Here is a 17,965-nt window from a genome sequence, read left to right on the forward strand (position 1 = left end):
TTTTATTAGTCTTATATTTTTCTTATAGACTAGATTCTAATATAGATAATCCTTTGTTTAGTTCTTCTTCAGTAATAACTAATGGTGCTAAGAATCTAATCACATTACCATTAATACCTGCAGATAACAATAACAATCCTTGTTCGTTTGCCGCTTTAACGATTTGTGCTGTCTTAGCTTTATCTGGTGCTTGCGTTTCTGGATTAACGATTTCCATCGCTACCATCGCACCTAATCTTCGAATATCTCCAATATAATCATGCTCTAATTTGTATGATTTTAATGTCGATTCTAAAGTTGCACCTAGTTGTTCAGCTTTTGCATTTAAATTTTCTTCTTCAATAATTTCAATTACTTTAAGTGCCGCTTCACAAGCAAGTGGATTTCCTGCATATGTACCACCAATTTCACCTGGATTTGGACTATCAATAATTTCACTTCTACCAACAACGCCACTTAATGGAAATCCTGCAGCAAGTGATTTTGATACAGTCATCAAATCAGGAACAATATCAAAATGTTCAATCGCAAATGTTTTACCTGTACGAGCAAAACCTGTTTGTATTTCGTCAGCGATAAACACGATGCCATGTTCTTCACAAATTGCTTTTAACGCTTGCATAAATTTTTTGTCAGGAATGATAAATCCGCCTTCACCTTGAACTGGTTCAATAACCACACAAGCGACTTCTGAAGGATCTACCGTTGCAATAAAGAAATTGTTCAAGTCTTTAATAACTGAATCAATATATGATTCATCACTTAGTCCTTCTGGCTTGTCAGCTAAATATGGATATGGTGCTTGATATACTTCTGGTGCAAATGGTCCAAATCCAAATTTATATGGCTTAACTTTACTCGTCATAGACATTGTTAAATTCGTTCTACCGTGGAAACCTCTTATAAATGAAACCACTTGTTGTCTACCTGTATATTTACGTGCAATTTTAACTGCATTTTCTACAGCTTCAGCACCTGAGTTTAATAGTACTGTTTTCTTCTTATGATCACCTGGTGTAATTTCCGCTAATTTCTCAGCTAATTTAATATAGCTCTCATACATAATCACATTAAATCCAGGTAAAATAAATCTTTCAAGTTCGTTTTTTAAATGTTCAGTTATTTTAGGATGTGAATGACCGACGTTCAATGTTCCAATTGCCCCTGCAAAGTCAATCCATTCTTTACCTTCATTATCAGTAACTGTTGCCCCTTTAGCAAAATCAGCGATATGTGTATTACCGTTACCTACACCTCTTGCTACATATTCATTTCTTAACGCTACTAATTCTTCTTGTGTTTTACCCATCTAAAATCCCTCCTATTGTTTATTTAGTACATCTTAAAAAATTATTGGTATAATGAAAAGTACCAGTTTTTAATTTCAAATGGTACCAGAAGGGGTGGTTTTGTGGAACATTCTTACAAATATAGAGAAATTTATCTTAAATTAAAACAAGATATCCTATCTCAACAATATAGCAGTCATCAAAAATTGCCTTCCAAGAGACAATTAGCTAACGATCAAAACGTAAGCATTAACACCGTTAAAAATGCGTACGAGCAACTTTTTGCAGAAGGATATATTTATACAAAAGAAAGACAAGGCTATTTCGTCGAAGCTTTGAACCAACTCATTATACAAGACGAACAAATAACTCAACCTTTAAATACACAATCGATAGAACTAAACTCAACATTCCAATATTCTTTTTCTCATATGACAACAGACATCACTGAATTTCCGATTGATGTTTGGTCTAAACACGTTAAAGAAGCGTATTATCAATTCAAAAATGAAATGTCTGAAATACCACCTTTTAAAGGTCCGTTTGAATTAAGACAATCCATTGCTCAACTCATTTCGTATAAACGTGGTGTCGTATGTCGTCCAGAACAAATTATTATCGGTTCAGGAACAGGAAATTTATTAAGTACATTGTTTCAAACATTTGCATCACATCAAAAAATTGCTATCGAAAATCCAGGTTACTCTCGTATGAGACAATTATTTATAAGCATGGGACAAGAAATCATAAATGTCCCACTTGATAAGAAAGGTTTATCTGTTAATCATATCAAATCTAATCAGCCTGACTTTATCGTTACGACGCCTTCACATCAATTTCCAACAGGCACAATTATGCCGATTTCAAGAAGGATTGAGTTGCTCAACTGGGTAACTGAGCACAATAAATTCATCATAGAGGATGATTATGATAGTGAATACAAATATGGAACAGATAATATCCCTTCATTATATAGTTTAGATAAAAACGATCGCGTCATATACTTAGGTACCTTCTCGAAGACGTTGATGCCAAGTTTAAGAATCAGTTATATGATTTTACCGCAACAACTATTATATCCATTTGATTTGGCGACTCACACATCAATCACAGATTTAAGTTCAATCAACGCCTACGCATTACACTTGTTTATTAAGTCAGGCAACTATGAGAAATATATACGTAAAATGCACCACATCTATTCAGAAAAAAGAGAATGCCTATTAAAAACACTAAAAAAATCATTCAAAGAAGACATTTCTATATACGATATGAAAGCAGGACTGCATTTTCTATTGAACATCAAAACAAACCACAGTTACGGAACAATAGAACAAAAAGCCTCCGAAAAAAATATCGAATTATATACTTTAAGACGCTTCATGGTTGATGAACCGCCAGAATCAAATCAAAAGACACTTATTATTGGTTTTGCAAAAATCAAATTAGAAGACATAGAACCTGCTGTACTCAAGTTGAAAGAAATATTTAATGAAGATTGAAATACGCTCAACAAACAAAAAAGTTGGATGTGACTATCATCCAACTTTTCCTATTTCTACTATAATATATTAAGTTTATAACTTGTCTTACTTTGGTAAGTTTGTCCTTTTTTCAAAATAGAAGGTGCTTGGTCTTCAAGCAAATGAATATCATCTGGAATTGACTGTGCTTCTAATGTGAATCCTGCATGTTCTACAATAGATTGTTCTTGATCATTCCAATCAACATCATTCAATGTAAACAATACAACATAATCATGATCAGTATTCATTTCTACTTCTAATGTTTCATACGATACTTTAAATGGCTGTTTCTTTAAATCTATCGGGTGGTCTAAACCGTTATACTGATTAATTTGTGGCAAGTCACTTTCAAAAATATCTTTGAACGTTAAACTCTCTTTAGTTAATATTTCATTAATATCGTCTGTTTCTTTCGATTCCACAATTTGATCATCATTTAAACGGTACATTTTAATGTCATTTTGAATGGTATGATTATCAATTGTATTTTTTTCTTTATTCAAATTAAAATACACATGATTCATTGGATTAAATAATGTATCTTCTGTACTTGTTGCTTCATATTCAATATGCCATTCTTTTTCAATCAAATCGTAACGATGTGTGATTTTAATATCCATATCACCTGGGAAATGATCAATTGAAGATTTTAATTCTACTGAGTAAATCACTGAAACGGCTGTTTCTTCATTAACAATATCGTAATCACAAATGTGTGTATGCAAACCATGTGATCCACCATGAAGATTATGTTTACCATCATTTTGTTCTAATTGGTAACTTTCACCGTTCAAATCAAATATAGCGCCATCAATACGTCCACCATATCTTCCGACAGTTGCTCCGAAGAAATAAGGATTCTCTTCATAATATTTAATAATATCGTCCTGTTTAGTCGGTCCTAATATAACCGATTGCCCATTCACTTTCCAATCAACGATTCTCATTCCAAAATTCGTAAATTTAATTTCTGATTGGTCATCATAAATTGTAATTAAATCGATATTTTTATTTTCATCTAATACTTCAATATTAAAAGCCATATACTTGCCTCTATTCTATATTGTTAAGGTTAATGTATTTAAATTTTATCATAGTTAATAAAATAATTAATAAAGATGTGTTTTACAAATGTCTTAATTCACTTTATCAAAAGAATCTGAATAAAAATCATATTTCATATTCTTCATTGGTAGAACTCTCATTTTAGCTTTTCCAACAATTTGATCTTTCGTAATTAAACCAAGTTCAAGACGACTGTCATTACTGTTCATACGATTATCACCTAACACAAGATACTTGTCTTTAGGAATTACTTTATTGCCGCCTGAATTTCTCGTATCTGAAACATCAAAATTCTCTGTTAGATACTCTGAGAATTTATGTTCCTTATTATAATTTAAATATGGTTCATCAACTTTCTTACCATTTATATAAAGTTGATCATTCTTATATTCAACTGTGTCGCCAGGAACACCTATTAATCTTTTAATATAATCTTTTTTCTCATTACCATGTAAAATAATCACATCGCCTCTATTAATAGTATCAAGTGATTTAGAAATTTTACTTACCACAAGATTATCGCCATTTTCAAAAGTTGGATGCATAGACTCTCCATGTACTTGATATTTAGTTCCTACAAATGTCGTGATTACCCATGCCGCAACAAGCGCAACACCAATAGAAGCAATCCATTCCAAAATATTTTTAACCATTATATCTCCCCTATATTATTAGTCTTTATTAAATCTTTTATGTTTACAATTCCTTTCATTATAGCATAACATAAAAATAAATTTATATAACATAAGTATCATATATTAAAACTTCATAATTAATAGACAAAATATACCAAATCGTGATATTATAAACATGAAATAAGGGCGACATGCAGTAACATGCCACCCTTGATGTAAGCCCGTTAAAAAGACGGTAGCTTTTTTAGTTATGTTAAAAAATAACCATTCTAAAAATCAGCTTAAGTTGATACTTAGATGGTTATTTTTTTATTGATTTTTATTACTTTTCTGTATGACTGCTATGATCATAAGCACGATCACGAGTAATTCATAATCAGTCATGTTACTCCTTTCTAGGAGCTAAACCAATAACATAGGCATCACCCCATTTTTTCCATGGAATTAGCCGCCATCTATTTCACTTACTATTATATTATAGTAAGTATCAATCTTATAAACTTCTGTAATTTCTACTCTTTCTTATAGATTTCTACTCTCTATTTAACCTTCAAAAGATAAATTAATCGGCTCGTCTAATAAAATAGGTTTAGTATTGATGTTTGTAGTCTTTTTTGACAAATATTGCTGTTTTACAAAACGAATGATACGATTTAACTACAATGATATAAGTTATTTAGAAAGGAGTTTGTCATGAGGGTTTCATGGATTTTATGGTGGATATTAACTGTTATCGAACTTGGTGCATTTATCGCTTTTGCTTTATTCTTATGGTTTAGAGAAGTTGATGCTGCTGGCGCTGTTCAAACGACAGAAATAAAATGGATGTCTATTGGTATTATGTCTACATTATTTATCTTACCTTTTTTAACTCAAATTGCTTGGTTAATTATTAATCTTACATATTCGAAAAAATTAAATCATCAACAAAAACACCCTTCTCATTAACTTTTATTAGTTAGGCACTGCACCCTTACTAAGGGAGCTCAATAAAAACACTATTTTCTAGGCTGCTAATTTCCTATATTCTATAGGGGATAAGTAGCCTAGTTTTTGTTGAATTCTAACTTTATTATAGTTTTCAATGTAATTTTCGACAATATCTATTACAATAGTATTAGAGCTTCTAAGCTCACTGTTTAAGTAGAATGTTTCACACTTTAGAGAGGCATGAAAACATTCTATTGGGGCATTATCAGCTGGCGTTCCCTTACGGGACATGCTTCTGGTAATGCCTTTTTCTGTACATAGGGCATAGTATTCATAAGAAGTATACACACTTCCTTGATCACTATGTAATATAGCTCCTGGTTCCAATTGAAGTTGTTTTAATGTCTCATTTACTAATTCTTGATTTTGGTTTTTACCAATTTTATATGCCACAATTTCACCATTGTAAGCATCCATGATAGATGAAAGATACAACATTGTATTCCCGAAGGGTAAATAAGTGATATCTGTTAAAAGTACTTCTAAAGGTTTCTCTGCTTTGAAATTTCTATTCAATAGATTATGTGTCTTATAATATGGGTTTCCTGGTCTTTTCGATTTCTTCACGCGTACTTTACAATTTAATTTATGTTTTTGCATAATCCTTTGTACTTTCTTGTGATTAATTTTTTTATTATTTTTTCTATTTAACAAGGCAGTTATTTTTCTATAACCATATGTAAAACGATGTTTCTTACATAGTTCTATAATTTCTCGTTCATCCTCAGATATACTGAAATCTTTGTTTTTCCATCTGTAATAATTTGATTTTGGAATATCTAAAGCTTCTAAAATGACTTTCACTGTATATTTAGATTTCAATTCATTTACTAATTCAACAACTACTTCTGGGACCACTTCCTTTCCAATTCCTTGTACTTTTTTAAAATTTCATTTTCTACTTCTTTGCGCTTTAATTCAATTTTTAGTGTTTCAACAGTGCTAAATTCTTCATTTCCTTTTCCATAGGAATATTGTTTACCTACTTGTTGATTGAATCTATGTGTTTCCCCATTTCTATACCATTTCCACCACACTTTAACTTGAGATTCATTTTTAATATTTAAAGCATCCATTATTTCTCTTGCGCTATATCCTTTAAGTTTCATTTCTACTACTTTATATTTTGTTTCAACTGAATATGCCACTCTTTTCATAGAAAAAACACCTCCGTATAAATTCATTTTAATATGAATTCAACGAAAGTGTTTTTATTTTACTCCCACATCCTGGGGTTAGTGCAGTTATATTGAGACGGGTGTTTTTTATGGTTGTGTTTAATACCCCCATACTAGCAATGCCAATGACAAGACTATTATAAAGATACAAAATATAATTGTGCTGATTTCTAATTTATTCATTTTATTACTCATTTATTTCGATTTACGAGTTCTTGATTTAATGTATTTATTTTCTCAAGTGTTTTTACGTCTTTTTCTATTTCTAATGGTTTAACTGCATCTCCAACAATAAATGAATAGTTCGTAATGTTCATAAATTCAAAAATATATTTAAATTGATCGATTAACGGCTTTGTCTTAACAGCTGGGTTGTCTCCACCAACTATAATGACAATAAATTCTTTCTTCGCCATTTCCTCTTTGAAATGTGGTCTATTCGTATCTCTCAGACTTTCTGTCCATCGGTCAATAAACAATTTCAAAGAAGCACTCATGGAATACCAATATAATGGTGTCGCAAATACAACAGTTTCAGCATCCATAACATCATCTAAAATATTGTCATAATCATCTTCATGTATATTCTTAAATCCTTCTGTTGAATGTCTGTTGTCTATTACTTTATCTATTTTCTTATCATAAAGATTGATCATTTTATGTTCAGTATTTATGAGTAATTTTTCTGCTAGTGCATTTGAATTCCCATTATTTCTACTACTACCTAATAAGCAAGTAATCATTTTTTACACTCCTATATTTTTGTATATACTCATATTACTCTACTTTATGTTATTATTAAAATTGATTTTTAAGATATCAGATATCACGAAAAGCGATTATTGATTGGAGTACATGATGAATATTAATTTTATTAAGACCTTTTTAGTAGCAAGTGAAACTAAAAATCTATCTAAAACTGCGAGTTTATTAAATTATTCTCAATCGACCGTATCAGGTCATATTGAAAAACTAGAAAACGAATTAGGTGTAACCCTCTTTCATAGAAAGAAATACGGCATTGAATTAACGAACGAAGGTTTAACTTATGTAAAATATGCACAAAATATCATCGATAGTAATATAGAATTCGAAAAGGAAATCAAGGGTTTATATCACCATTCCGAAAGTTTAGCTGTTCATATGCAAGAAAGCCAATTTATCTATAGATATGCAGATAAAATCAGTAAATGGCTTATCGATCATCCTAATGTGAATATTACTTTTAAAACAGCACATTCTAATTTTCACCTTAAAGAAGAATTATCCAATTTTGAAACGGATATTTCGTTAATTACTGATGAGTATATTATCAATCATTCTTTAAACAACATCCCTATTTCAGAAGACAAACTCGTTCTAGTTACACGTGAACCACTTTCAACATTTCAATTAAGCGATATAGAACGATCAACTATACTTTTTACTGAAAAAGGCTGTAGTTATAGGGAACAAATGGAGAGCATACTTTTTAAAAACAATATCAATCCGATGCAAAAAATAGAATTCCTTGGTATAGAATCCTTACTCCTTCATTTGAAAAACTTCGGAGGCATTGCATTGTTACCTCAATTTGTTGTTGATCAGCAATTAGCAGAAAATCAATTACACTTAGTTCCTTTAGATTATGAATTTACAACGCTCAAGACGAACCTTCTTTACAATGCACAAACTCATAAAGAAAGTGTATCTTCATTTATTGAAAGTGTCTTTTCAATAGAGTTATAAAAATTTTGACTTATATTACAATTTTAAATTATAATATGGTAAATAAAACCATTACGGAAAGAGGTGCTTCTCTTGAAAATCAAAGATGTATTAAAGAAAAGTTTTGATGATTTATTAGATTTAGAGTTAAATAAGTATAACATTGCTGTATTAGCAGTTGCTGCACTTGTCTTAAGCAGCATATTCACACCAATATTCGGTATCCCTGCTGGACTTTTAGGTGGCGCTTATTACTTAAAGAACTATAAATCATAAGATGCTTTATTTATAATCATTAAATACTTTTACATTAAAATTCAAAACATCCCAAAAGTCGAATGTTCTCATTCAACTTTTGGGATGTTTATTTTTCAAAATACTTTTTATTGTTAATGATAAAGTAGCTAATCCTATAGAGACTAAAATAACAATTACTACATTCAATATAAAACTTAATACATTATAAGTAGGTAAATATGAGTATAAGAAGAATAAAGGTATTAAGAAAATTAAATCTAGCCACCCTAAATTATTTAATGATTCTTTTAGATTATCCATTATCTCACCTTCTTTTTACAAAAACTGAACATGCTTCTAAATATCAAATATCCCATATCCTGTAAAATAAACACATTTTGTTTTTTGAATTTTAATTTATCATTCCTCTTATCTTGCTTACATAAACCGAATTCATGCCATTTCCAATAACCCTAGCTTTAAAGAAATTATGCTAAAAATACACCTTTACTAAAGAATCATTTTTAGTGTAATATTATATAAAAAATGTTTTATAAAAATTGCATCCCCTGCAAATTTAAAGGAGTTGTATCGATAAAATGAAAGAACTATACATAGTTTCACTTTTGAGGGGTATTACTATAGGATTTTATGCTCCGATTTGGATTATATATTTATATAATTCAGGATATAATCTTTTTTTATTAGGAGTAATAGGAACTGTTTTTGAAATAATGAAATTCATATTTGAAGTGCCTTCTGGGGCTATTGCTGATAAATTTGGAATTAAATCCAATTTAATAACCTCCTTCATATGTCTTTCAATAACTTGGCTGTTATTCCCGCTTTCTTCTAATGTACTGATACTAATAACATTGTTATTAACTTGGGCTTTGTCTGAGACATTATTTTCAGGAACGTTTGAATCTTGGATCAGTCAAGTAGTAAAACCAAATGAGTTTTCAAAGGTACTCTTCAATAATACAAAGATATTTATTTTGTTCATCATTATAATTTCTCCTTTATCAGGGATTTTATATAAAGTGAATGAGTTTTTACCGTTTGCATTGGCTGGAATGAGTTCATTAATTTTAACTTTATATTTAATCACTTTTGTAAAAATCAGCAAAAATAAACAGCATGTAACTGAAGAAAATCAAAGCTCTATAGTTGATATTATTAAAAATTCAAGCGTTACACTGTTAAAAAATAAAAGAACATTGAACATTATCATAGCTAGTTTCTTCTTTGCTTTTGTCATAGACACCATTGATAGATATTGGCAACCATACTTTCAACATATAAACATAGACGAAGCAACTTTTGGCTTTGTCACTACAGTAGGAGGCATTGCTTTATTAATACTATTACATATGTTTTCTATGTTTGATAAACAATTAAATCAAGTACCAGAAAAGTATAATGTTTTAATTACATTTATAGCTATATTGTTGATTTTATTATTATCGATCGGGAAAAAGGTTGTTGCGTTTATCAGTATTTCTTTAGTAACAATAGCAGATGATTTAATGAACGCTTTAATTAACAATGCTTTAAACCAAGAAATGTCTAATAAATCAACAAGTATGGCAACTATATTTTCTTTAAATGGCGCTTCAGGAGCTTTAGGTGAAATACTATCAGGAATAATCTTTGGATTTATAATTTTAAAATTAGGCTATAATTTAACGTTTATTATTTGTTCTGCTCTATTAGTAATACCATTACTTCTTTATATTTATAATGTGAAATTACAAAAGAAAAAAAGAATTATTTAAAAGCAATAAATAGTCGGTTTAATCTCTGTTTTATTACAGTGGTAACTTGTTAAACTATGCGCAAACATAACACACTTCAACAATATTCAAGCTTAAATAAAGTACACCCTTACCTTTGAATTTCAATTCGAAGGTAGGGGTCTTTTTATATTTTTAGTGAAAAATTATAATAAAATCATCATCGGCTCGTAACACTTATTTTAGTATTTTATTTAATATAGATTTTTAAATATATTAATTACAGAAATTTTTAATACGAAAAATACTACACTTATTTTATTTTTAATTTTATATTGAATATATAAAGAAAAGTATGATAACATTGCATTAAATATTTTAATAATTATATATATTCACAGGGGGATTGTCATGAATAAAATTTTTATTCCATTATTGCTAGTATCTGTTATTTTAACAGCTTGTGGTACTACTAAAGATAAAATTCAAGGTAACTGGGAAGACGAACATAATGAGGGGTATCAATTAGAAATAGATGATAATGTATTTGAGATCACACAAAGTGGTTTAACGTTAAAAGGAAAGATTGAAGAGAAGGATAATGGTGATTTAAAAGCAAATATCGATGGAGAAAAAGCTGATCTTAAATATAAAGACGATAAATTGATACTTGATGGAATGAAATTCAAGAAAATAGAATAAAGAATTGAGGAGAAAATAGAACATGAAAAAAATAATTACAGTATTCAGTATATTCACTATTATTTTGGCAGGTTGTGGCAAAGTAAATGAACAAGAAACAGTTAAGTATAGTGACATATTTAATGACGGAAAAGAATCAATTTCCTATGTAGTAAAAAACAGCTCAGATGATAGTGCGAGTTTAGGAAAAGATTCTGAAATCGTAAAATACATAGTCAGTAAAGATAATAAAATAGCAGTATACAATGATGACATGAGCGAAGACTCCTCTAATACGACTTTAGGAAAAATCATTAAAATGAAAGATAACGAAAAAATAGATTATATAAAAAATAGAGATAAAGAAAGTTTTTCTAAGGTCCAAACCGAAACATTAAATAATTATAAGTCTAATATAGAAGATGATGAAACGGTCTTAGATCGAAATGGAGATAATAATAATGAATCTGATGACATGACATCAAATGAAAAAATTAAGAAACATTTAAACTTGTACAAAAAAATAGCTAAGAAAGTTGAAAACACTAAATACAAAGAACCATCTTTTGAAAAGTTAACTATAGAAGCTTCTACTGACGAAACAGGAAATAGTACAGAAAAAGAATTTATAAATTTAGCTGGACATGATTTCGATGAAGACAGTAAAAATGGAATCTATAGGGATAGTAAAGAAGCTGCCAATCCTGATATTTATGGAAGTTATTTCACTAATGTAGTCTCACCGATGGAATTATATGATACAAAAATAGCAGGTTTGAGTGACATAGATTATACTGAGGAAGATAATGGCTACAGTGAGCCAGCTTACGAAGATTACAGATATTTAGTTACTGAAGTTGGAGATAAAACAGAAAAATTTGAATTAGATCAACCAGATGACGATTCAGTAAAAGAAAAATAAATCATTTTAAACCATTACATTGTGTAATGGTTTTTTTTATATTTAAATACAAGCTCTCGGTACAGTACTTTTATGTTTGATAGTTTACAAATTCAAGTACATAAGTATTAATTGGAAAACAAAAACAATAGAGAATCTGGCCCTTATATAGAAATATTTTTTTAATATGAAGTGCACCCTTACCTTTGAATTTCAATTCGAAGGTAGGGGTCTTTTTATATTTTTAGTGAAAAATTATAATAAATTCGTTGACAAATGGAAACGCTTACTTTAGTATTCTCTTTAACGTAAACGTTTACGTAAATTAACTTTAGGGGTGTTTAATATGAAAAACAAAGAAAAATGGAGTGGCGTATTCCCAGCTGTATTAGTACCTTTTAATGATGATGATTCAATTGACGAACAAAGTTTCAGAGATTTAGTAAGATGGGTCGCAGATCATGATGGCGTGAACGGCATTGTCGTTAATGGTCATACTGGCGAAATTATGACTTTATTACCTGAAGAACGTGCGAAAGTCGTTAGTATTGCTGTCGATGAATTACAAGGTAAGATTCCTGTTATTTCTGGTGTTTCGGCAGAAGGTACAATTGAAACGATCCAACATGCACAAGCTGTTGAAAAAGCTGGTGGCGAAGCTATCTTATTAATGCCTCCACATTCTTGGTTACGATTTAGTATGCAAGATGACTCACCTGTTAATTACTTTACTGATGTCGCAGAAGCAATTGATATTGGCATCGTTGTACATCAATATCCTGCTGATACAAAATCTTCTTATTCAACTCAACAATTATTAGATATGGCTAAAATCCCAAATGTAGTAGCTTTCAAATTAGGTGAAAGGGACATCGCAACTTACGAACTACACGTTCGAAATTTACAAGCACAAGCACCCGATTGTGCGATACTTACATGTCATGACGAATACTTGTTACCTACTTTAGTTCAAGGTATTGAAGGTGCACTAGTAGGATTTGGATGTTTCGTTCCTGATTTAATCTCTGATTTAGTAAATCATGTTAAAAACGATGACATCGCTTCTGCTAAAAAGACATACGATGAAATATTCAAATTAAAACACGCCATTTATAAAATGGATCAACCATCATCAAGCTCTCATTTACGTATGAAAGAAGCAATGTATCAACGTGGCATCATCAAAACAAATCACGCACGAAAACCGGTAGAACCTTTAACTCAACAAGAAAAGGATGAAATTACTGAAGGATTAAAATCTGTAGGACTACTCGACAAAATAAAATACTAGAAGTTCGTGTAACTTCTAAACAAATCTGTGGTGATGACTATTGGAAAATGTAAAAAGATTAAACTTTATTAAACTCATCCAACGTATTGGTCCCGGCATCGTATTAACCGGTGTCGTCATTGGTCCTGGCGTAATTACAACCGCTTCTATGGTTGGCGCATCTTACGGTTACAGCTTACTATGGTTATTTATCCCTATAGCATTTATGGGTGTTACCTTTGTCATCGCATCATATAGAATTACTTTACTGACAGGTATGCCATCAATAAAAGCGATTAGGCATTATTTTGGACGACCCGCCTCGATTTTAGTTGGTGTTTCGACCTTTTTATCATGCGTATTCTTTACAATAGGTAACATTTCAGGTACCGGTGCAGCAATGAACTTATTGTTTGGTATCGACTGGAAAATTGGTGCAATCATTATGTTGCTTGTACTCATTTATTGTTACTTTTCTAAAAATGTATATACAAAAGTTGAAAAACTCATTCTGCTTTGTATTTTCGGTATGATCATTGCATTTTACATTTCTTTAGCGAGTGTTGGTGGACCAGATGTTAAACTAATGACGAGCGGTTTAACGCATTGGCAGTTACCTGGTGGTAGCTTGCTGCTTGCATTAGGTTTTATAAGCACTCATGCATCTATTACAACTGGTATTTATGGAACCTATCTAAGTAAAGAGAAGAAATGGTCTAAAGATGATTTATATAATGGTGGTATGTTAGCAGATGCTTTAGCTCATGTTGTCGGTGTCATTATTGTCAGTGGAGCAATCGTGTTAGTTGGTGCGATTGTTTTACATCCTTATAATTTATCAATTACATCACCTACACAATTAAGCGATTTATTGAAACCATTTTTAGGTCATCGCTTTGCACCAATTGTTATGGGTGTTGCATTATTAGCAGCTGCATTCTCATCTTTGTTAGGTAATACACATCGTTCAGTTGTATTATTAAATGCTGGTTTTGATAAGCCAACTAACTTAGATCATAAATCAATACAAATAGGTGCAGTTATTGTACTCATCATTTCATCAATTATTAGCTTTAGCTACGGTGGATCACCGATAGAACTTATTTACATTTCAAATATCGCAACATCTATCGCGACACCTGTTGCAGGATTATTTATGACCATTCTTCTGTTGAAAAAAGATGTCAACAAAGGAGAAAAGAGACCTTATCTACTACAAATCGCAATGGTCATCAGTTATATATTCTGTGTTGGATTAATAGTCGCCTCTGTTATAAATATGTTTTAAAAAACAACAACTTTCTTATTTCAAGAAAGTTGTTGTTTCACGTTCGATATATTTCATAGGAAAAATGCAATTCATTCGACGAAGTTCTTCTTTTTCATTCGATAATCTTATTAATAACCGCGTTACGGCTGTCTCTCCAATTTCTTTCAAATCAACATGTGTCGTTGACAATTTTGGCGTAATTAAATGACTCACAGGTGTATCATCACTACCTATAATAGATAATTGTCCAGGAATATCTATATTAAGTTCCTTAGCAACATTAATAATCCCTAGCGCAATATTATCGGATGAACAAATCATGCCAGTAATTTCTTTGTGATCATTTAAAAATTCTTCAACGAGTTGTTCCTGACCTTTAATGTCAAACTCATCTAATTCTAAAATATATTTTTCTAAACCTAATTCATTAACAATCGACTTATATCCTTGTTCATAAATTTTACTTTGGTATGAAGTAGACGGCCCGTTGATCAATGCGATATGACGATGATTTTTTTTATATAATTCTTCAACAGAAAATCGCACACCTGATTTTTCATCAGCACTTACAATATCAAAGTTAGAATCATCTATAAAACTTCCAATAATTACAGTAGGCAATTTTAAATCACTCAACCATTGTAGATTGATTTCATTTTCTCTCGGGGCTAAAACTAATATGCCATCAACAATATTTGTATCAAGCATTTTCTCATGTTGCTTACTCGTAAAAGAAATAATCAAATTGTATTCTGTTGTATCTATTATTTTAGAAATACCTTCAATAATTGTTAAGAAAAAAGAATTCTGCAATGTAGTAAAACCACCAGGTATAATAACACCAATATTACCAGTATTCTTTTTCACTAAACTTCTCGCATTGATATTAGGTTTATAACCCAATTCATCCATAATACTTCTAATTCTTTTCTCTGTGTCTTTACCAACGCCAGGTTTATTTGAAATCACTCTAGAAACAGACGCAATAGAAACATTTGCTTTCTCCGCAATATCTTTAATACTAATTCTTTTGTTTCTCATAGAATACCCCTTTTGTTCCTTAACGACATTTGTAAATACTTTCATCTTACTTCAATTATACATAATTCGAAATGTAAAATGATACTAAAAGGAATATAGAAGACAGGAAAAAGCACTCATGTAAAAATAAATTTCTTAACATGAGTGCCGCTTTTTATTATTAAATTTTATACTTGTGATAATGCTTCATTAAAATCATCAATCATCTTATACCACGCTTTATCTATTTCATCATCCAATCCAAATAATCCGCTTCTTCCTAATATATAAATATCTGGATTCGCTCTTTGAATTTTACTAAATGTTTTCTTATTAGATGAACCGTCCATTTCAATTAAATAATTATAATTATTTTCTTCTCTCAACTGTCTAAGTTCAACAATCTTGTCTAACGTCTCATCTATAAATTTCTCGCCAGCAAACCCTGGATCTACAGTCATAATTGTGATTTTATCTAAGTATTTGATATAAGGCTTGATCGTATCAATTGGTGTTTCAGGATTTAATACGATGCCGACCTTTTTATTATGATCTTGTATTTTATTAATCAATCTAAAAGCTACGCCATTAATAACTTCAGCATGGATGCATATATAATCTGTATCGACTTTCAATAGCTCATCAACCCAAAATGCCGGATCAGTTACCATCAAGTGCGCGGATATAGGAACGTCGGATATTTTTTTCACTTGTTCTATAAACCATGGTGAAAGTGTAATATTTGGAACGTAATGCCCATCCATAATATCAACATGATACGATTCAACATGATTATTCAAAAATGTAATTTGATCATTAAATTTATCTAAATCCATCGTCATTAATGATGGTGAAAATTTTGTTTTTTTCATTATTTGCCTCCTTTAGTAAACTTTTAAATCGCCTAATTCTATATCTTCTTCTTCAATTTCACTTACCATTTCTTCACTTTCATTGACTGGTTTTTTCAATATTACGAGTACAACCGCTGTTACAAGTACATTTGCTAATATTGCTATTACAAATCCTAACGGGTGCGACATTGTTGGAATGGCTAACATTCCTCCAAATGGCACTTTGGAATCAGCGTTCATTACCATAGAAATTGCGCCTCCGACTGCACCACCTATACCAGTTGCAATAACACATCTTATAATATCGTTAAGTACGATCGGTAATACACCTTCTACTATTTCAATGATGCCCATTGGAAATGCTGTTTTTAATGTTTCTACTTCGACTTTTTTATAAATGTTTTTTCGTAATAAACGTCCAACCCAATATGCCAATGCAAATCCAATTGGCGTTGCTGTATTTACGACAATTAATGCTGTAATTGGTTCATGTATACCTTGTGCTTGCAAAGTTAATACGAATGCAAATACAGTTTTATTGATAGGTCCGCCATAATCAACGCTTGCTAGAACGCCAATGATGATTCCATAAATTAATTTAGACGTACCACTTAATGATTGTAAATATTCAGTAAGCATATGTGTGAATTGTGTGATTGGTGCTCCAATGACATAGACCATAATTAACCCACCAATTAAAGATGCGATAAATGGTATAACAAGCATTGGCATTAAACCTTTAGCCCAATTTGGCATTTTAATATATTTAATGATTAAAACGACAAGATACCCCGCTAAAAATCCTCCTATCAAACCACCAATAAATCCCGAACCAACTGCATTGGCTGTAAGACCTATAACTAATCCAGGCGCAATACCTGGTTTGTCTGCTATGGAATAAGCAATACCAGTAGCAATAACAACCGGCAACATACCTAATCCTAATCCACCAAGCGTTGCTAATACATCCCAGAAAGAATAGCCAGCTTTAGTCAAATCCGCAGACGAATCACCACCCAATGCCATTCCAATTGCTATCATAAATCCCGCGCCACATACTACAGGTATTAAATAAGAAATTGCAGTAAGTAGATGCCCCTTCAAATTCAATTGATTTAAAAATGACTTCATAAATATCTTCCCCCTTTATCATTTTGATAAAATCGATACTACTTCTGACTTCTGAGTCGCATTTAATAATTGTTCAATAATTTCTTCATGACTTAATTTACGTGCAATCAATGATAATAATTTCAAGTGCTCTTTTGATTGTTCATTGTCTTCTCCAACTGCTAACATGATGACGATCTTAGCACCATTTTCATCAAGTGATGGCCAATCAACAACATCATTAAGTATCGCAACAGCTACCCCAACTTTATTTACGCTATTACTTTTGCCATGAGGTATCGCTACTAAATTCCCTATGCCAGTCACACCTTCAGATTCTCTTTTATATACTGATTTTAGAAAATCATCATGGCTAGAAATATAATTTTCTTGTTCAAATACACTTACAAGTTCATTTAATGTTTCTTCTCGATTGCGGGATTGTAATTTTGTTAGAATTGTATTTTCATCAATAACATCAATTAAATTCATCGGC

At 30.8% G+C, this 17,965-nt stretch carries 19 protein-coding genes; 9 read left to right on the forward strand and 10 right to left on the reverse strand.

Annotation, left to right across the window (positions count from 1 at the left end; translation table 11 throughout):
- Nucleotides 1-22: 22 nt before the first annotated feature.
- The gene (gene gabT / locus P3U32_RS11335; RefSeq protein WP_323703283.1) at nucleotides 23-1,309 is read right to left on the reverse strand and encodes a 4-aminobutyrate--2-oxoglutarate transaminase; all 1,287 of its coding nucleotides are present in this window, start codon (nucleotides 1,307-1,309) and stop codon (nucleotides 23-25) included.
- A gap of 102 nt (nucleotides 1,310-1,411) precedes the next feature.
- On the opposite strand from gabT, the gene P3U32_RS11340 reads away from it, so the two are divergent.
- Nucleotides 1,412-2,791 (forward strand): MocR-like transcriptional regulator GabR, encoded by a 1,380-nt coding sequence (locus P3U32_RS11340; protein WP_323703284.1) that lies wholly within the window; start codon nucleotides 1,412-1,414, stop codon nucleotides 2,789-2,791.
- Between the two features lie 59 nt (nucleotides 2,792-2,850).
- Here P3U32_RS11340 and P3U32_RS11345 read toward each other — a convergent pair whose 3' ends face one another.
- Nucleotides 2,851-3,858: an aldose epimerase family protein gene (locus P3U32_RS11345; protein ID WP_323703285.1), complete on the reverse strand. Its 1,008-nt coding sequence runs from the start codon at nucleotides 3,856-3,858 to the stop codon at nucleotides 2,851-2,853.
- A 93-nt stretch (nucleotides 3,859-3,951) separates the two neighbouring features.
- Nucleotides 3,952-4,533: a signal peptidase I gene (gene lepB, locus P3U32_RS11350; protein ID WP_323703286.1), complete on the reverse strand. Its 582-nt coding sequence runs from the start codon at nucleotides 4,531-4,533 to the stop codon at nucleotides 3,952-3,954.
- A gap of 675 nt (nucleotides 4,534-5,208) precedes the next feature.
- Here lepB and P3U32_RS11355 point away from each other — a divergent pair.
- The gene (locus tag P3U32_RS11355; protein WP_323703287.1) at nucleotides 5,209-5,463 is read left to right on the forward strand and encodes a DUF3923 family protein; all 255 of its coding nucleotides are present in this window, start codon (nucleotides 5,209-5,211) and stop codon (nucleotides 5,461-5,463) included.
- A 57-nt stretch (nucleotides 5,464-5,520) separates the two neighbouring features.
- On the opposite strand, the gene P3U32_RS11360 is transcribed toward P3U32_RS11355, so the two are convergent.
- Together P3U32_RS11360 and P3U32_RS11365 are read right to left on the reverse strand one after the other, a co-directional pair.
- Nucleotides 5,521-6,662, reverse strand: a protein-coding gene (locus P3U32_RS11360) for an IS3 family transposase (RefSeq protein ID WP_323702460.1) whose coding sequence is annotated in 2 segments (ribosomal slippage) — nucleotides 5,521-6,392 and nucleotides 6,392-6,662 — 1,143 coding nt in all. Because the reading frame shifts where the segments join, the coding sequence is not laid out codon by codon here.
- Nucleotides 6,663-6,874: 212 nt separating this feature from the next.
- Nucleotides 6,875-7,426 (reverse strand): flavodoxin family protein, encoded by a 552-nt coding sequence (locus tag P3U32_RS11365; protein ID WP_323703288.1) that lies wholly within the window; start codon nucleotides 7,424-7,426, stop codon nucleotides 6,875-6,877.
- A gap of 115 nt (nucleotides 7,427-7,541) precedes the next feature.
- On the opposite strand from P3U32_RS11365, the gene P3U32_RS11370 reads away from it, so the two are divergent.
- Together P3U32_RS11370 and P3U32_RS11375 are read left to right on the forward strand one after the other, a co-directional pair.
- On the forward strand, nucleotides 7,542-8,411 hold the full coding sequence (locus tag P3U32_RS11370; RefSeq protein WP_323703289.1) for a LysR family transcriptional regulator: 870 nt from the start codon (nucleotides 7,542-7,544) through the stop codon (nucleotides 8,409-8,411).
- 72 nt (nucleotides 8,412-8,483) lie between these two features.
- The gene (locus tag P3U32_RS11375) at nucleotides 8,484-8,666 is read left to right on the forward strand and encodes a VraH family peptide resistance protein (protein ID WP_323703290.1); all 183 of its coding nucleotides are present in this window, start codon (nucleotides 8,484-8,486) and stop codon (nucleotides 8,664-8,666) included.
- Nucleotides 8,667-8,738: 72 nt separating this feature from the next.
- Here the strand turns inward: P3U32_RS11375 and P3U32_RS11380 are convergent, their stop codons facing one another.
- Complete coding sequence (locus P3U32_RS11380) at nucleotides 8,739-8,948, reverse strand: DUF6007 family protein (protein ID WP_323703291.1); 210 nt, start codon at nucleotides 8,946-8,948, stop codon at nucleotides 8,739-8,741.
- A 278-nt stretch (nucleotides 8,949-9,226) separates the two neighbouring features.
- On the opposite strand from P3U32_RS11380, the gene P3U32_RS11385 reads away from it, so the two are divergent.
- The 5 genes from P3U32_RS11385 (at nucleotide 9,227) to P3U32_RS11405 (ending at nucleotide 14,503) form a co-directional block, all read left to right on the forward strand.
- Nucleotides 9,227-10,405, forward strand: coding sequence for an MFS transporter (locus P3U32_RS11385; RefSeq protein WP_323703292.1), 1,179 nt, complete (start codon nucleotides 9,227-9,229; stop codon nucleotides 10,403-10,405).
- Between the two features lie 369 nt (nucleotides 10,406-10,774).
- On the forward strand, nucleotides 10,775-11,065 hold the full coding sequence (locus P3U32_RS11390) for a hypothetical protein (RefSeq protein ID WP_323703293.1): 291 nt from the start codon (nucleotides 10,775-10,777) through the stop codon (nucleotides 11,063-11,065).
- A gap of 22 nt (nucleotides 11,066-11,087) precedes the next feature.
- Nucleotides 11,088-11,966: a hypothetical protein gene (locus P3U32_RS11395; protein WP_323703294.1), complete on the forward strand. Its 879-nt coding sequence runs from the start codon at nucleotides 11,088-11,090 to the stop codon at nucleotides 11,964-11,966.
- Between the two features lie 325 nt (nucleotides 11,967-12,291).
- On the forward strand, nucleotides 12,292-13,236 hold the full coding sequence (locus P3U32_RS11400; RefSeq protein ID WP_323703295.1) for a dihydrodipicolinate synthase family protein: 945 nt from the start codon (nucleotides 12,292-12,294) through the stop codon (nucleotides 13,234-13,236).
- Between the two features lie 40 nt (nucleotides 13,237-13,276).
- The gene (locus P3U32_RS11405; protein WP_323703296.1) at nucleotides 13,277-14,503 is read left to right on the forward strand and encodes an Nramp family divalent metal transporter; all 1,227 of its coding nucleotides are present in this window, start codon (nucleotides 13,277-13,279) and stop codon (nucleotides 14,501-14,503) included.
- A 15-nt stretch (nucleotides 14,504-14,518) separates the two neighbouring features.
- On the opposite strand, the gene P3U32_RS11410 is transcribed toward P3U32_RS11405, so the two are convergent.
- The 4 genes from P3U32_RS11410 to P3U32_RS11425 form a co-directional block, all read right to left on the reverse strand.
- Nucleotides 14,519-15,526, reverse strand: a complete 1,008-nt coding sequence (locus P3U32_RS11410) for a LacI family DNA-binding transcriptional regulator (protein WP_323703297.1) — start codon at nucleotides 15,524-15,526, stop codon at nucleotides 14,519-14,521.
- A gap of 167 nt (nucleotides 15,527-15,693) precedes the next feature.
- Nucleotides 15,694-16,377, reverse strand: coding sequence for a D-allulose 6-phosphate 3-epimerase (gene alsE / locus P3U32_RS11415; protein WP_323703298.1), 684 nt, complete (start codon nucleotides 16,375-16,377; stop codon nucleotides 15,694-15,696).
- Between the two features lie 12 nt (nucleotides 16,378-16,389).
- Nucleotides 16,390-17,490, reverse strand: a complete 1,101-nt coding sequence (locus P3U32_RS11420; protein ID WP_323703300.1) for a PTS fructose transporter subunit IIC — start codon at nucleotides 17,488-17,490, stop codon at nucleotides 16,390-16,392.
- A gap of 18 nt (nucleotides 17,491-17,508) precedes the next feature.
- Nucleotides 17,509-17,961 carry a PTS sugar transporter subunit IIA gene (locus P3U32_RS11425; RefSeq protein WP_323703301.1) on the reverse strand — a complete coding sequence of 151 codons (453 nt, stop codon included), beginning with the start codon at nucleotides 17,959-17,961 and terminating at the stop codon, nucleotides 17,509-17,511.
- Between the last annotated feature and the right edge of the window lie 4 nt (nucleotides 17,962-17,965).

The organism is Mammaliicoccus sp. Dog046, assembly GCF_034039665.1.
Classification (GTDB): domain Bacteria; phylum Bacillota; class Bacilli; order Staphylococcales; family Staphylococcaceae; genus Mammaliicoccus.

Excerpts from the sequence above, each read along its gene's own strand:
- gabT (WP_323703283.1), bottom strand. The coding sequence starts at position 1,309 with ATGGGTAAAACACAAGAAGAATTAGTAGCGTTAAGAAATGAATATGTA.
- alsE (WP_323703298.1), bottom strand. The coding sequence starts at position 16,377 with ATGAAAAAAACAAAATTTTCACCATCATTAATGACGATGGATTTAGAT.
- P3U32_RS11345 (WP_323703285.1), bottom strand. The coding sequence starts at position 3,858 with ATGGCTTTTAATATTGAAGTATTAGATGAAAATAAAAATATCGATTTA.
- P3U32_RS11355 (WP_323703287.1), top strand. The coding sequence starts at position 5,209 with ATGAGGGTTTCATGGATTTTATGGTGGATATTAACTGTTATCGAACTT.
- P3U32_RS11420 (WP_323703300.1), bottom strand. The coding sequence starts at position 17,490 with ATGAAGTCATTTTTAAATCAATTGAATTTGAAGGGGCATCTACTTACT.
- lepB (WP_323703286.1), bottom strand. The coding sequence starts at position 4,533 with ATGGTTAAAAATATTTTGGAATGGATTGCTTCTATTGGTGTTGCGCTT.
- P3U32_RS11390 (WP_323703293.1), top strand. The coding sequence starts at position 10,775 with ATGAATAAAATTTTTATTCCATTATTGCTAGTATCTGTTATTTTAACA.
- P3U32_RS11400 (WP_323703295.1), top strand. The coding sequence starts at position 12,292 with ATGAAAAACAAAGAAAAATGGAGTGGCGTATTCCCAGCTGTATTAGTA.
- P3U32_RS11395 (WP_323703294.1), top strand. The coding sequence starts at position 11,088 with ATGAAAAAAATAATTACAGTATTCAGTATATTCACTATTATTTTGGCA.
- P3U32_RS11380 (WP_323703291.1), bottom strand. The coding sequence starts at position 8,948 with ATGGATAATCTAAAAGAATCATTAAATAATTTAGGGTGGCTAGATTTA.
- P3U32_RS11425 (WP_323703301.1), bottom strand. The coding sequence starts at position 17,961 with ATGAATTTAATTGATGTTATTGATGAAAATACAATTCTAACAAAATTA.
- P3U32_RS11370 (WP_323703289.1), top strand. The coding sequence starts at position 7,542 with ATGAATATTAATTTTATTAAGACCTTTTTAGTAGCAAGTGAAACTAAA.
- P3U32_RS11410 (WP_323703297.1), bottom strand. The coding sequence starts at position 15,526 with ATGAGAAACAAAAGAATTAGTATTAAAGATATTGCGGAGAAAGCAAAT.
- P3U32_RS11385 (WP_323703292.1), top strand. The coding sequence starts at position 9,227 with ATGAAAGAACTATACATAGTTTCACTTTTGAGGGGTATTACTATAGGA.
- P3U32_RS11365 (WP_323703288.1), bottom strand. The coding sequence starts at position 7,426 with ATGATTACTTGCTTATTAGGTAGTAGTAGAAATAATGGGAATTCAAAT.